This window comes from Vibrio sp. Isolate25, assembly GCF_022398025.1.
Classification (GTDB): Bacteria; Pseudomonadota; Gammaproteobacteria; order Enterobacterales; family Vibrionaceae; genus Vibrio; species Vibrio coralliilyticus_A.
Genome location: NZ_JAKEUT010000016.1, coordinates 26,359 through 40,775, shown reverse-complemented (window position 1 = coordinate 40,775; position 14,417 = coordinate 26,359). Strand labels below are relative to the sequence as shown.

The 14,417-nt window shown below is 45.3% G+C and carries 10 protein-coding genes and 1 pseudogene; 3 read left to right on the top strand and 8 right to left on the bottom strand.

The window, feature by feature from the left end; genetic code table 11:
- Nucleotides 1–73: 73 nt before the first annotated feature.
- The 3 genes and pseudogenes from L1D15_RS19325 to L1D15_RS19315 form a co-directional block, all read right to left on the bottom strand.
- Nucleotides 74–2,317, bottom strand: a pseudogene (locus tag L1D15_RS19325) (hypothetical protein).
- Nucleotides 2,318–2,391: 74 nt separating this feature from the next.
- Nucleotides 2,392–3,822: a melibiose:sodium transporter MelB gene (gene melB, locus L1D15_RS19320; protein WP_239876733.1), complete on the bottom strand. Its 1,431-nt coding sequence runs from the start codon at nucleotides 3,820–3,822 to the stop codon at nucleotides 2,392–2,394.
- Nucleotides 3,823–3,892: 70 nt separating this feature from the next.
- The gene (locus L1D15_RS19315) at nucleotides 3,893–5,245 is read right to left on the bottom strand and encodes an alpha-glucosidase/alpha-galactosidase (RefSeq protein ID WP_239876732.1); all 1,353 of its coding nucleotides are present in this window, start codon (nucleotides 5,243–5,245) and stop codon (nucleotides 3,893–3,895) included.
- Between the two features lie 331 nt (nucleotides 5,246–5,576).
- Between L1D15_RS19315 and melR the strand changes: the two genes are divergently transcribed.
- Nucleotides 5,577–6,587, top strand: a complete 1,011-nt coding sequence (gene melR / locus L1D15_RS19310) for a transcriptional regulator MelR (RefSeq protein ID WP_239876731.1) — start codon at nucleotides 5,577–5,579, stop codon at nucleotides 6,585–6,587.
- A 78-nt stretch (nucleotides 6,588–6,665) separates the two neighbouring features.
- Nucleotides 6,666–7,769 carry a phosphatase PAP2 family protein gene (locus L1D15_RS19305; RefSeq protein ID WP_239876730.1) on the top strand — a complete coding sequence of 368 codons (1,104 nt, stop codon included), beginning with the start codon at nucleotides 6,666–6,668 and terminating at the stop codon, nucleotides 7,767–7,769.
- On the opposite strand, the gene L1D15_RS19300 is transcribed toward L1D15_RS19305, so the two are convergent.
- On the bottom strand, nucleotides 7,750–8,670 hold the full coding sequence (locus L1D15_RS19300) for a LysR family transcriptional regulator (protein ID WP_239876729.1): 921 nt from the start codon (nucleotides 8,668–8,670) through the stop codon (nucleotides 7,750–7,752). The two genes, L1D15_RS19305 and L1D15_RS19300, sit on opposite strands and share 20 nt — an antisense overlap.
- Nucleotides 8,671–8,763: 93 nt before the next feature.
- Here L1D15_RS19300 and chrA point away from each other — a divergent pair, with 93 nt between their 5' ends.
- Nucleotides 8,764–9,909 (top strand): chromate efflux transporter, encoded by a 1,146-nt coding sequence (chrA, locus tag L1D15_RS19295; RefSeq protein WP_239876728.1) that lies wholly within the window; start codon nucleotides 8,764–8,766, stop codon nucleotides 9,907–9,909.
- Between the two features lie 48 nt (nucleotides 9,910–9,957).
- Here chrA and L1D15_RS19290 read toward each other — a convergent pair whose 3' ends face one another.
- The 4 genes from L1D15_RS19290 to L1D15_RS19275 are packed head-to-tail and all read right to left on the bottom strand — an operon-like array spanning nucleotide 9,958 to nucleotide 14,399.
- Nucleotides 9,958–10,977, bottom strand: coding sequence for a tetratricopeptide repeat protein (locus tag L1D15_RS19290; RefSeq protein WP_239876727.1), 1,020 nt, complete (start codon nucleotides 10,975–10,977; stop codon nucleotides 9,958–9,960).
- A gap of 14 nt (nucleotides 10,978–10,991) precedes the next feature.
- On the bottom strand, nucleotides 10,992–11,939 hold the full coding sequence (locus L1D15_RS19285; RefSeq protein WP_239876726.1) for a type II secretion system F family protein: 948 nt from the start codon (nucleotides 11,937–11,939) through the stop codon (nucleotides 10,992–10,994).
- A 1-nt stretch (nucleotide 11,940) separates the two neighbouring features.
- The gene (locus tag L1D15_RS19280; protein WP_239837414.1) at nucleotides 11,941–12,909 is read right to left on the bottom strand and encodes a type II secretion system F family protein; all 969 of its coding nucleotides are present in this window, start codon (nucleotides 12,907–12,909) and stop codon (nucleotides 11,941–11,943) included.
- 11 nt (nucleotides 12,910–12,920) lie between these two features.
- Nucleotides 12,921–14,399 (bottom strand): ATPase, T2SS/T4P/T4SS family, encoded by a 1,479-nt coding sequence (locus tag L1D15_RS19275; protein WP_239876725.1) that lies wholly within the window; start codon nucleotides 14,397–14,399, stop codon nucleotides 12,921–12,923.
- Nucleotides 14,400–14,417 lie beyond the last annotated feature (18 nt).

The window sequence follows — 14,417 nt, the reverse complement described above, 5'->3', positions numbered from 1 at the left end:
TTTGATCTTTTTCGCCAAGGGGATAACTAAAAAAGGCGCTCAAGAGCGCCCTTACATTCAGTAGGTCATTCACTTAACGACCTTTAGACACGGTATGAGATTCTTTCCCCAAGACCTCGACCTGTACATAACTCACCTGCAAGCCATTCACTACTTTGTGCTTTGCTTGAACGGGTTTGCCATTAACCAGCAAGGTGGAGTGCTCACCATAGAACCACGCTTCCCATGTAAGCGGCTTATGGTTGTTATTTGTCAGTGTCGACTTGTTCGTACCAACATGACGCAGAGCTACTTCATGCTCACCGATAGGCAAATAGTCCACCGCTAGCCAATCAATATCCTCAGTTAGATGAGACGCCGTGATCACATGGCTATCTGCCGCATTTGGTTTCACGCCCATGAGCCCCTCAATGGTATTGGCAATAAACGTAAACGAGATCTCTGGATAGTCCCCATTAGTGCCTTGAGTAGGGCGTTCGTGAGGCAAGTCCTTCATGTCCATAATGTACTGCATCCACTTCCATGCTTCCTCATTACGATTGTATGGAAAATAGGTCTCTGGAATGTAACTGTAGGCTTCAATGTTGTTTGGTGCATCCGGTGTTGAACCAATTCCATCTCCAAGACTTTGCGCGATAAAGTCTAAATAGCGGTCATTACGCTCACCCGGCTCCGTAATCAACTTCATCGGCATAAACCAACTGTTTTCTTTGCCGAAATCATTCAGTCTCAATCCATCCTTTTGCACGATATTGACGTAGTTATCTAAAGGCTTTTCTGGATCAGCAATACTCCACTGCTGATTAAAGAAGTCTTTTAATTGTTGTGCTTTTTGCTGCCACTCACGAGATGCGTTGTATTCGTCTCTGGCATTGAGCATCGCCGCATAAGCGACGGTTGCTTGATACTGAGAACCAATCCCATCTCCCGCTTCAATCGGGAATTCTCCCCGTTCGTTATAGGTCGCCGACCCTTCAAAGATGCCACCATAACCTTCCGCAATCCCATTCGGATCCTGATCATCATGCAATGCGATATAGTCCGTCATCACTTTAGTGTAAAAGCGCCACAAGTCTTTATCTTCAATATAACGTCGGTCTCCCGTCCACAGATATTGCTCCCAAGCTTTCTCAAGAAATTCAAACTGGGCCGGAACTTCTCGCACAAACCAGTCGTCATCTTCGTAATCAATCAAGTGTGGGCTGCCATCAAAGTTGATCGCCCATAGGGTGTACCACTTTCTCGACTCAGTAGAGTGCTTAGCGAAGGTTTTGAACATGGCAAAATTTTCTCGTTCCAGCCCTGCTAGCTTGGCGCCTGCTGACTGATGGAGAAAATCGCGTGAGTAGAAAGCGGTACGGTCAAAATAACCCGCCCAGTAGGAAGGCAAATAATCGGCACTGCCCGTACCATCGTTATTATTTTCATCACGGTTGATCAAGTCGTGCTGCCCTGTCATCACAAACTGACGTGTTTTCTCCATCGCCCAATCAAATGACTCCTGCAACTTGGTATTGGAAGAAGAAACCATCACTTGCTTGGCTTTCACCCGTGCCTGCACTTGCCATTTTTCTACCTGTCCTTTTTCGTCGCTAAGTTCGATGTCTACTGGCTGGGTAAAATCCAATACATCCCCTGGTTCGACTGACGATTGAGAGCCTTGAGAGACACCTAATTTAGTAATGACCACGCTGGACAAGTCACTCGCGTACGGCAATTCAAACTCTATGGTTTTAAGTTCTTTGTCGATTATGCTCTCACCCACCTGCCCTTGCGTTTCAAAATCAATAACTTGGTTAAAGTGTGGCGGCTTAGACGTATTGCTTTTTACCAGTTCAACCTGATCAATACTGACACTGCCTGCGTCCGTACCAGTAAAGCGCAGCTTTATCCGTTCGCCTTTCTCAAGCGGAATTTGGTTAACCTTATTGTGTTTATAGTCATGGCTTTTTTTCAGTTTTTTGCTCAAAAAAGGCTCATCAGCAAGGTTAGTCAGTTCTACGCGAGCATCGTTGGATGGGCTAATAGCCTGGACCGATAACTGATAAACGCCAGTTTCAGGTATAGTGACGGTCTGGCTGATGCTATGCCCTGCACCAATGGCGATTCTGCCTCGATACTGGCCATCGAACGCTTGGTCATCTTTGATGTTGGCAAACCAGTAATGCTAACCTAAGCCGTTATCTTCAAAGCCTGAGTTAACGAGGATGTTTTGGCTTTTCGTCGAAGTCAGGATAGCTGTAGAGTGAGGATTCGCAGCCACAATTCCGCTGACCAAAGATCCTAGGATCATGCTGGCAACTACAGTGTGTTTCATCTTGTAAATCTCCCTATTGCAATGGGATAGTAAAAATTAGAGAAGCAGCCCTTCGAGTCAAAGGGCTGAATCCATTACGCCTGAATAGGCTTGGGCTGATGAGAGGAAGGCAGAGCTTCACCGGACTCTTCTTTATCGAGCCCCTCGTATTTTTCCATCAACTGCTGCTGAATTTGCTGCTGATATGACCCATTAAGCTTGTAGTAGCGGAAATACATGATCAGGGCAATCGCGAAGAACAAGCTTGGTAATCCAATCATGATGCACTGCATACCAAAAATGGTCTCTGGCGTCTGTTCAACATTGGGCACGTAATGCACAGCAGTTAAAGCAATACCGATGAAAAACGCAGCAAATGCTGAACCCGCTTTCACAACCAGAGTTTGCACGGCATAAGCAATGCTCTCACAGCGTACCCCTAACTTCACTTCACCGTAATCCACTGTATCTGCCACCATGATGACGTTAAGTACCCAGAACAGCGCAGTACCAATTTGCAGGAAGACACCTGCCGTTGAGATAAGCCATACACTTTGAGTATCGTTCATTCCAATATAGATGAGTACAGCACTACCAATGATTGGGAAGCCAGATGCACAGGCCCAAAGTACACGGCGGGAGAACCACTGAGCTAATTTAGGGAACAAGACAAGAGTAATCAAATTAGCAATACTGGCGTATGCCATATAGTAAGGAAATAAGCTTTCATCACCAATGACATAGGTAAAGTAGTACACAGCAAAAGCTGTAATAATGTTGGCGGCTAAATTGTACGAAAGTGCCATACAAAGCAGACTACTGAGTTGATCATTCTTATAGATCAACGACAACATTTTCTTCAGTGAGACTTTTTTCTCAGGCTGAGCGTTATTAAGCTGAGTGCTTGAATAACGCTCTTTAACATTACGTAGCGTAACAAAAGTGGAAATCAGGAAACAAACGATCAATAGCAAGGTGAACATCTGAAAACCAAAGCCTTTGTTATCATCGCCACCAACATAGTTAATGAATGGCATGGCGATCGCAGCGGTCACTGTCCATGCTAAGCTGGCAAAGAACCTTGGGAAAGGTACTAGCTCTTCACGTTCTCGCTTGTCAATAGTGAGCGTCGGGACCAAGGACCAGAATGGAATGTCCATTAGGGTGTAGGTCATCCCCCAAAGAATATAGGTGATAGCGGCGTAAGCGATAAGCCATGGACCGTCAATTAAATGAGCACTGAACACCATATACAACACCACAGAGTTGGCTAAAGTGCCAATCAGAATCCAAGGTTTAAATTTCCCCCAGCGACTGCGCGTGTTATTCACAATCCAACCCATGATGGGATCATTCACCGCATCCCAGATCCGAGCCACCAAGAAGATAGTGCCTACAATACCAGCCGAGATACCGACCACATCTGTGTAGTAAAACATCAGATACATGTAGACAATTGTGATGGCGAAGTCCTTACCATATGCACCAAACCCATAGCTGAGTTTGGTGCTCATCGAAATACTCATGTTTGCTCCTTAACGCTCCCATCACTGGGAGCGTGTATGATTCACGTTATTGAAGGGGATATTCTTATTTTTATTGATAAATCCATTCAGGGAGCCAGCCCTGATGCGCAGTGATTAAGTCATCCACCAGCGCATAGATCTCATCAATCCCTAACACGGCTGCAGTATGTGGATCTAACATCGCTGCATGGTAAATGCGTTCACGATTTTCCGTTAAAATCGCCTCTGTCAGCAAAGTCTGAACATTGATATTGGTCTGCATCAAGGCGGCTAAGTGGCTTGGTAAGCGCCCTGCTTTGGTTGGCTGGATGCCATTCGCATCGACCAAACACGCGACTTCGACACAACACCCTTGCGGCAGGTTATCAATTAAGCCTTCATTTTTAACGTTGCCATAAATCACGCTTGGCGTGCCGGTCCAAATAGAGTTCATAATGGTACTCGCGTACTCTTGAGATTCTTTCACCGTGATATTCTCGGCTTGTCTATAGTCATCCAGATCTTGTTTCCACGCGGCAATTTGTTCTACACAACGTTTTGGATACTCATCAATAGGCACTTTGTAACGTTCAATCAGATCTGGTCGATTGGGTTTGATAAAGTAAGGTGTGTATTCGGCAAAATGTTCTGAAGATTCCGTGACAAAATAGCCCAACTTCTTAAACATTTCGTAGCGAACTAAATTGGTACAGCGACCACCATGATGCAGGCTCGGTTTAGGTGCGTCTCCTCGTTCAAAGGCGGCCAACAACTCCGGATAGATATCAACATAATTACCTTGCTCGTCCTTCTTCTCCAAAGTCAGGTAGTAGGCCATATGGTTGATACCGGCACAGGTATAACGCAAGTCAGCGTAATCCAAATCCAGATCGCGAGCTAGCTCTTCCGCCGTCCCCTGCACGGAGTGACACAGGCCGACCTGCTTAATCTCTGGGTACTTTTCGTACATAGCCCAGGTATTCATCGCCATTGGGTTGACATAGTTGAGCATGGTGGCATCCGGGCAGACTTGTTTCATGTCTTCACACACACTCCACAAGTGAGGAATAGTCCGCAATGAACGCATAATTCCGCCTGGCCCTAAGGTGTCAGCGATAGTTTGCTCTAACCCGTGGCGCTTACACACTTCAAAATCTGTCACGGTACAAGGCTCATACCCCCCAATCTGAAATGCGATGACAACAAAGTCAGCGTCTTGCAATGCTTCTTTCTGATTAAGGTGACAAGAGATGGTGCCCGTGGCACCTACAGAATTCATCAACTTACTGACGACGAGATGCGATTCTTCAAGGCGAATTTCGTCAATATCCATTAATGCAACGTGTGCATTTCTTAAAGCGGGCTTATGAAAAACATCACCAAGAATGTTTTTGACAAAGATGGTGGAACCGGCACCAATGAAAGTGATTTTTGGACTGTTCATGCTCGTAGGATCCTTATTGCTAGGTCTTAGTTATGAGCACACATTACTGACTCATCTATAACTAAGTCGTCTCGGTTCAACACATCACTCTCTCAATTCCTAATATTTATCAACCGAGTTAACAAAAACTAACGAAGTAGGATTCTTTTAGGTATTTTCCGGATTAATTGAGCTCTCCAATCCTAATGCGGCCAGCAATAACAGAGAAATGTTAGCTAGGTTCCGTTCTTAAATATGAAATTCGCTATTTTATCAACGTTTGAGCTACCTCTCTTTTTACCAAACTCTGCTCTGTTACAAACAGCTCACTACCATTTCGTAAGGAGTCAAGATGCCACAATCTGATGACTTATTATCTGTCGCACCGCAAGAGAGATACTCTTCAGAATGTGTCTCTGTTAGCCCTTTATCACTTTACTCTTCTCATGAGAGGATTGACGTAGAACTACGCGCTCCTCATGCCATGCCCGGGTATCACTGGCATGGCCAAATTGAAGTGAACATCCCATTTGGTGACAACGTCGAATACATGATAAATGGTACTCCCATTACACTACGCAATGGCAGTATTGGTTTGTTTTGGGCTTCGGTTCCCCACCGCTTAACCAACCCCGGAATAAGCCACAACATGGCAATCATCAACATTCCCGTCCATCACTTTATGTCGTGGCCTTTGAGTCGGGTTCTGGTCAATCAACTGACACATGGAGCGGTATTACAGTCTGACTCCTGCTGTTTAATTAGTGAGTTCGAGATAGCTCGTTGGGTGGATGAAAATCAACATCCATCAGAGAGTCGTCAACAACTCGTGACGGATGAGATCGGCCTGATGCTAAAACGAGTATGTCTTGATGGCTGGCAACAAATTTTAACGAGCCGAGCAGACAAAGCGACGAAAAGCGGCACTTCTAAACACTCACAGTTTTATGTCAGCCAAATGCTGGAATACATCGCAACACATCACAACACTCCCCTCACCGCTCAGAAAGTCGCTGATTATGCTGGCTTGCACGCCAATTACGCCATGACCATCTTTCAGCGCACCATGCAAATGACGATAAAGCAGTACATCACGGCCATGCGCATTAACCATGCTCGCGCCTTACTCAGCGACACCGAACGTACCATTCTCGATATTTCTCTGACGGTCGGCTTCAACTCGATCAGCCGCTTTTATGATACCTTTCGCCGTTATATGGAAGTCACACCGACCCAGTATCGTAAGCTCAGTCGCGAAGATCATCGCTGGGGATGGAAGGATGCCAACCCCATCAACCAATTGGAAAAAGGGGCGTGTGATGGAAAGAGGCCGCTAACAATAAGCCGTAATATAGAAAGATAAACAGACAGCGGAGATCTCATTCACCTCTGAGAGAGTTGCTCTACACTTAAGTGTAGGAGCAATAAGACCTTCATTTTAATGAAACCTTTGACTCAGACTTCTCCCCATTCACAATGGCAGCATATCAAAACGACTCTTCATCAGGATAGAGTGCTTTATGGGTATGTATTTGTCACAACCCTACTTTTATACGCGCTGTCTTTTTTGCTCGGTAGTGACGCCAAGTTTGACTTCAATCCTTTCATCTACCTCGCGACATTACTCCAAGTCTGCTATGTCTCCTTTTTAGTTTGGGCAAGCATTTATTTTGTCATTCTGCTTTACCGGAAAGCACCACATCCTTTGGTTCACTTTCTCCAAGCCATTAAAGGGTTATTCCAACCTTTATCTAAAGCCGTCAGTTTTATGTTGTTGGTGTTGGCACTGAACTTGACGTTCTCTAGTTATACCTTTCTAAAACCACTCATTCCCGACATTAACCCCTTTCAATACGATGTGCTTTTCTATCAGATCGACAAGTGGCTTCACTTCGGTTACTCCCCTTGGGAACTGACACACACTATCTTCAGTAGCGCACTTGCAACAAGTCTGCTGAATTTTCTGTACCACCTTTGGTTTCTGCTAATGTGGGGAGCCGTACTGTTTTTCATCGTTCGGCGCGATTTAGCACAGTTACGGACTCAGTTTCTTATTACGTTTCTGACCAGTTGGCTGCTCATTGGGGGAGTAGGGGCGATTCTTCTTTCTTCTGCAGGGCCTTGCTATCTTCATTTGCTGGATCCAAGCGCATTGCAATATGAGCCATTGATGCAAAAGCTTGAGATGCAACATCAACAACTGATTCAAAGTGGCTGGTTCGGCTTATGGGCATTGAATGTGCAAGACACACTTTGGCAAATGTACTCAAGCGATACACCGGGGATCGGTGGTGGGATCTCTGCAATGCCGAGTATGCATGTGGCCATCGCTGTCGCCATGGCGCTGGCCGCTTATCGATACAATAGGAAACTAGGGGTCGTCATGTGGAGCTATGCGTTAGCCATACAAATTGGCTCAGTCCATCTCGCGTGGCATTACGCCATCGACGGATACCTGAGCTTTATTTTGACAATCGTAATTTGGAAGCTGATTGGGTGGCTACAAAACCGACATCAACAAAGCACTACTTCACAACACGTGTAACGATGCTACGCAGCCAAATACTTTTCTCCTCATGTTGATTGGCACTAAGAAACAATAGCTTAATGTCGAAGTCTGGGACCTCCAAAGGAGCTGGCACCGCTTTTAATCTGTGGTTGTCTATGTCTAATTCAGCAAACCTTTTCGGCACAATACAGAGCATCTTACGCCCAATCAGTAGCCTTCTTATGGTCAAAAAGTGTCTCGATGCCACGCCCACTCTTCGTTCATGGCCCATTTTAGCCAGCGTTTTATCGATCTGGGTGTCCAGTCGACCATCTGGGCTAACTAACGCATGTTCCACAGAAACAAATTGCTCCAATGTGAGAGACTCTTGCTCGTCAAACGGCATAGGGTCAAACAGGCATACATGCTGCTCAGAGTAGAGATAGTGAGATACGAAACGACGATTAGGATTCTCAATACTGCCAATGATGACATCAAGCTGTTCGCTGTCTGCTATGGTTTGGTAGTTGCTCCGGTTAACGTTAAAAAAGCTGATCTGTGAGTGAGGCGAACCCTTCTTTATCGCATCGTATAATCGAGGTGCAAAGAGCTGCTCAGCATAATCCGTCAGTCCGATTTTCCACACCCCTTGATAATTTTCAGCTTCAAAGCCTTTCTTACTCAATAAATCGTTTTTAATGCACGCTAAGAGTTGATCAACAACTGGAGCCATATCATGGGCTCGCTGTGTGGGTTCCATGCATGTCCCTACACGTTCAAATAAAGGATCATCAAATAATGCCCGCATTCGCTGAAGTGTATGACTCATCGCTGACTGACTAATATAACAATCTTGCGCTGCAAGGCTGACACTCTGCTTGTGATATAAGGCTTGGAAAGCTACCAAAAGATTGAGGTCTACCCCCTTCCAGTTAAACTCTTTAACACTCAATCCCATTTGATTCATAGATAATATTAAAACTATTAATTTGAGTCATTTTAGTACATTTCTTAAAGTGTCTGCAGTATTTGTTCTAAGAGTAATCAGACCATGTTGTCTATTTTTAAAACCTTTTTCTGGCTAGGTTGGATCAGCTTTGGCGGTCCGGCTGCTCATATAGGCTACTTTCGTCATACCTTTGTTGAAAAGCTCAATTGGCTCGACGATGAAGAATACGCACAAATTGTCGCATTGAGTCAATTTCTTCCAGGCCCGGGCTCCAGTCAAGTTGGCTTTGCTCTCGGTTACAAACGTGGTGGCTTGAGCGGCGCCTGTTTGGCGTTTCTGGGGTTTACGCTACCATCGGTGCTTATCATGCTGACTCTAGCGCTACTCAGCAGCCAGTTAACTGAGACAACCTTATTCCAAAATATCGTTCATGGCCTGAAGCTTTTAGCAGTGGTTGTCGTCGCGGATGCGACATGGGGAATGTACAAAAACTTCTGTAAAGAAAGAGTCTCGGTAACCCTCTGTTTAGTGACTGCAATTTCCCTTTTACTCTTACCCGGTATTGCAACCCAAGTATTGATTCTGCTTGTTGCCGCATTGATTGGTATGATGTGCCTCAGAAAACAAGATCAAACAGTCCCAAAGCGCTTTGAACCATCTGTCCTTCCTCTGGCTCTCTTTGTGGCTTTGCTTATGGGCTTGCCTTTCATCACCCACATTATGCCAGCCCTCGCGCTCTTCAACGATTTTTTCCAAGCAGGGAGTTTGGTATTTGGCGGCGGCCATGTTGTCTTACCCTTACTACAAAATATGGTAGGAGACCAGATCACTCAAGATGCTTTCCTTACAGGCTACGCTGCTGCTCAAGCCGTACCGGGGCCGATGTTTACCTTTGCAACCTACATTGGTTATGAGTTGTTACCAAAAACACCAGTGGCAGGCGCATTAATTGCCACTCTGGGGGTATTTTTACCAGGCTTCTTGCTGCTACTTGGCGTGCTAAAAAACTGGCAATCGCTATCGCAAATGCCGAAGGTGTCTGGTGCGGTAAGCGGTGTCAATGCTGCCGTTGTGGGCTTGCTGATCGCTGCTCTCTATCAGCCCGTCTTTACCAGCGCGGTTATGAGCCCTCTGGATATTTCACTGGTTCTGGTTGGCTTTTATCTACTCAAGCAGATGAAACTGCCTATTGTTTGGATGGTCATCTTCTTCATGATTGTGGGTGTAGCTGGCGGATACCTCACTTAAAACCAGCTCACTCGTTTACCAAGTAGGGAGAGAAAACTCTCCCTATGACTATTCTGACGCAGCAAGCCCTTCTGCCGCCTTTTCTTCTCTGACCATAGCCAACGCCCGTTCAAGGTTTTCATTAGCTACCTTGTAATAGGAGGTTTTGCTGTCTATGGCTTGTTGTAAGTAGGGAATGGCTTGGTCAGGCTTACCCTGTAAGATCAGAAAATAACCGACATTGTTGAGAGCTTCCGGTTTGTCCATATGCTTGGAGAATACATTGACGGCACGAGTGATCTCCCCTTTCCCCAAATAAATCAGTGCGAGGTTATTCAATGCTTTCTCGTTACTTGAGTCTTGCTTTAATGCCTGTAATACGAAGCGCTGAGCTTTACGATAATCTCCCGACATATAAAAAGAGTAACTGACATTAATCAACGTCTTAATCGAGTCTGGCTTTATACTCAATGCTTGTTTATAAAACGCCTGAGCGAGTTTGTGTTCCGCATCTAAATCCGCAATCACTCCAAGCCCCATATAAGCGTATTCCGGAGAGTATTGGTCAACGTTAAGCTCAATCACTTCCTGAGGCTTAACCAAATCTTTTTCATTCAGTGTTTTATTGCTCTTGAAGCGGATCTGATCCGCGTTAATTGAGCGAAGGAAATAACTCTTACCCAACTCTAAGTCACCCGACTTGCTGTAGATGGTGCCAAGTTGCTCCAACACTTCGATATTATTCGGGTTTTCATTGATTGCGAGTAAGAATGCTTTTTCCGCTAAAGGCAGATTGCCTCTCGACTGATGAATTCGGCCGATATTGTATAGCGATCTGTCCTTATACTGGCCATTTTCGAAAGATAATGAGCGAATGTATTCGTAGAGGGCCAAGTCACTGTTCCCCGCACTTAACGCCGTATCACCGCGCGTAATTGCTTCTTGCTCCGTTTTTGGTGGCTCATCTGAGGATAACGTATCAATCGGTTTACCTTCGTATAACGAGGTATCGATACCTGGTTCATTGGATGCACAAGCGGTCAAAAACATCATAGACAGAATGAGCATTATAAAATGAAGTCCTTTCATAACTGGTTCCTTAATTACCCGTTACCTAAAGTCGACGTGAACAGCAACATAGATGGACCAATCGCAACAATAAAGAAGCATGGCCAGATAAATAGCAATAATGGGAAAATCATTTTTGTTGGGATTTTCGCTGCAATTTCTTCGACTTCCTGATTTCTTTTATCTCGATAGTCTTCCGTATATTCACGTAATGTTTGCGACAAGCTACCACCGATACGTGAAGCGTGAGCCAACATAGTGACCAAGCCTGCAATTTCAGTCAGACCAGTGCGTTCAATCAGGTCTTCAAACGCATCTGACATTTCAATCCCCGCATTGATCTTGACGCATACGGTATCCAATTCATCGGCAAAGTCTGGATGAGAGATAGTGAGTTCGTCAGCGACTCTTCTCAGTGCAGAATTAAAACCTAGCCCAGACTCCGTACATACCACCAGCAAATCCAGCGCATCAGCGATACCGCCACGAATTCTTTTCTGCCGCTTTTCCACTTTGTAGTTGAGCGCCATATTGGGTGCATACAACCCCACCCCTACGCTAATCGCCATTGCTAGATTCAACATCGACATATCAGGAGCGAGGAAATAAAAACCAGCCGCCATCCCAAGGCCAACCACCAAGGACATCCCTTTAAAAGCATAAAAAATGGTGAGTGCGTTGGCATCGTGATACCCCGCATGCATCAGCTTTTGACGAATACTTTCACTCTCTTTCGAGTTAGAAGGCTTCATCATCGGGGCTAACGACTCAAGCGTGTTATCAAACTTGCGTCCTTTTTTCAGTTTGTCGGCACGAGTAGAATCTCTGAGCTGCTCTAACTTGGCTCTCAGTGGTGATTTAGACCCTACAAGCAGCAGAGACAAAGTGAATACTATCAATATGGTCGCAAGAAGAATAAGGCCAAGAAATACCGTTTGTTCATCCAGATTATAAGTGGTGAATTGTTCAAAAATGTTCTCCATGCTACACCTCAAAATTAATGATGTTGCGGATCCATAAAGAACCAAAAAACAAACTGACAACGCCACCGCTTACTAAAGTCATGCCTCTTGGATCAGTGTATAAAGGCTCGACATACCCCGGGTTGATAAAGCTAAGAAAGATAAACAACACAAAGGGAGACAACACCAAAATCCAAGCAGACAGTCGGCTTTCTGCTGACAAAGTTTTAATTTTTCGCTGCAATTTAAACCGAGAACGTAGCACTTTGGATACTTTTTCAAGGTTTTCCGACAGGTTCCCCCCAGTTTCCTTCTGTAATAACACCGCACTGGAAAATGCCAACATGGAAACCGTAGGTGTCCGTTCTGCCATCTGCATGATCGCCATACGCATGTCATAGCCATAATTAAGAAGGTTAAAGGTATTCTTAAACTCAATACCAATCGGGGCTGGCATCTCGTTCCCAACCTCACTGAATGCCTGCGTCACGGGCTGACCGGCTTGCAACATACGCCTCATAATATCTAGAGCTTCAGGGAGTTGCTCCTCAAACGCAGCGAGTCGATCTGAAATCTTCTTGTTGAGCCAAAAGTAAAGACACACCCAAACCCCCACAATTGCCGCGGCACCAACGTAAATGGGCTGACCAATTAGCAAGACGATAAAAAAAGCACACACCGACAAAATCGACGTCACCATTAAGGTTTGAGTTAAACTCCAGTCATAGCCTGAAAGCTCAATCATCTTCTTAAGCGAGGAAAACACTTCGACTTTAACGAGCTTTCTATCAAGTGGGGTCAAACTCTTGAGATAGTGCTCCTGAAGTAAGGAACGTGCTTCTTCATCCAGCTTTGACTGCGATTCCCTCAGTCGGTCTGAAAGTTCCTTATGTTTCGCCTTACTCCCCGCAGCGGGAAGGATCAGTGCCTGCGATATGAAAACAACCGCAAAGAATAATAGTATGAAAAATAACGTGGCATCCTGCGTCATGACTCCCCTCCTTATGAGTAAGACTCATTAAAAATATCAAACGGCAAGTGCATCCCTTTTTTAGCCAATTGGTCGTGGCATTGAGGAACAACGCCAGTGGCCGTAAAGTAACCAATGACGTTGCCTTCTTCGTCCATCCCTTTTCGCTGGAATTTAAAGATTTCAGACATGGTAATAATCTCGCCTTCCATGCCATTGATTTCACAAATACTGACCATACGACGTTTACCATCCTCCTGACGCTCCATTTGAACGACAAGATGAATCGCAGAAGCAATCTGAGATCTGAGGTTCTTGGCAGACATATTCCAGCCTGCCATCGCAAACATATTTTCAACCCGAGAAAGGGCATCGCGAGGAGTGTTAGCGTGAATGGTTGCCAAAGAGCCATCGTGACCAGTATTCATGGCCGCTAGCATGTCTACCGCTTCCGCTCCCCGCACCTCCCCAAGCACAATTCTATCTGGTCTCATACGTAAGGAGTTTTTTACCAAATCTCGCTGAGTAATCTCACCTTTACCTTCCAGGTTGGCAGGTCGCGTTTCTAACCGCACCACATGTGGCTGTTGAAGCTGTAGCTCCGCGGAATCTTCAATAGTCACAATACGGTCATCAGATGGAATGAAATTAGAGAAGATGTTTAGTGTGGTGGTTTTTCCTGAACCGGTACCACCTGAGATGAGTACATTCATCGCCCCTCGGACAGCGGCTTCGACAAATTTGGCCATTTCCGGTGATAGAGAATTAAAGTTCAGCAGGTTGTCCATATTGAGCTTTTCCACCGCAAAGCGGCGTATGGAGACGGATGAACCGTCAAGCGCTAATGGCGGGATAATGGCATTCACACGAGAGCCATCAATTAAACGAGCATCGACCATAGGGGAAGCTTCATCGATACGTCGACCAACCTGACTGACTACTCGGTCAATGATGTTTCTCAAATGACGCTCATCGAGAAACGTATAGGGCGTTAACTCAAGCTTACCCCTTCGTTCAACAAAGACATGTTTAGGGCCATTGACCAAAATATCGGAAACGGTTGGATCCTTGAGCAGTGGCTCCAAAGGACCCAAACCAAACACCTCATCTTCAATTTGCTGTATCACACGCTTACGGCCTTCGGCACTTAAAGCATGCGTTTGATCGTCCGCCATTAACTGAACAATGGCATCGTGGAGCTCTCTTCTGGCTCTGTCTTTTTCAAGGCTTGCCAATAGTCCTAAGTCGAGAGTTTCAAGCAACCTTTGATGATAATAGTGCTTAACCGCTAATTCTTGCTCAAGTTGCTTCTTCGCCTCTTCAACAGCATGTTCTTTCGCTTCAGCTTCTAACTTTCGTCTTTCTTGAAAGGTTTCGGCCACTTCCGTATTTACCTGAACGTCTACAGTGACCGTTGGGGTAAGTTCTTGTTGCAGTGGTTTCTGCGTTTCTTCTGCTTCGGCAACTTTTTGCTGTAGTTCTGGGTTTATATTTTTTCTTTTAAAAAACATAAAGCGTCCCTTTTATGC

Bases quoted from the DNA above. Each gene is read 5' to 3' on its own strand.
- L1D15_RS19280 (WP_239837414.1), bottom strand. From the start codon at position 12,909: ATGACGCAGGATGCCACGTTATTTTTCATACTATTATTCTTTGCGGTT.
- L1D15_RS19315 (WP_239876732.1), bottom strand. From the start codon at position 5,245: ATGAACAGTCCAAAAATCACTTTCATTGGTGCCGGTTCCACCATCTTT.
- melB (WP_239876733.1), bottom strand. From the start codon at position 3,822: ATGAGTATTTCGATGAGCACCAAACTCAGCTATGGGTTTGGTGCATAT.
- L1D15_RS19275 (WP_239876725.1), bottom strand. From the start codon at position 14,399: ATGTTTTTTAAAAGAAAAAATATAAACCCAGAACTACAGCAAAAAGTT.
- L1D15_RS19290 (WP_239876727.1), bottom strand. From the start codon at position 10,977: ATGAAAGGACTTCATTTTATAATGCTCATTCTGTCTATGATGTTTTTG.
- melR (WP_239876731.1), top strand. From the start codon at position 5,577: ATGCCACAATCTGATGACTTATTATCTGTCGCACCGCAAGAGAGATAC.
- L1D15_RS19305 (WP_239876730.1), top strand. From the start codon at position 6,666: ATGAAACCTTTGACTCAGACTTCTCCCCATTCACAATGGCAGCATATC.
- L1D15_RS19300 (WP_239876729.1), bottom strand. From the start codon at position 8,670: ATGGGATTGAGTGTTAAAGAGTTTAACTGGAAGGGGGTAGACCTCAAT.
- chrA (WP_239876728.1), top strand. From the start codon at position 8,764: ATGTTGTCTATTTTTAAAACCTTTTTCTGGCTAGGTTGGATCAGCTTT.
- L1D15_RS19285 (WP_239876726.1), bottom strand. From the start codon at position 11,939: ATGGAGAACATTTTTGAACAATTCACCACTTATAATCTGGATGAACAA.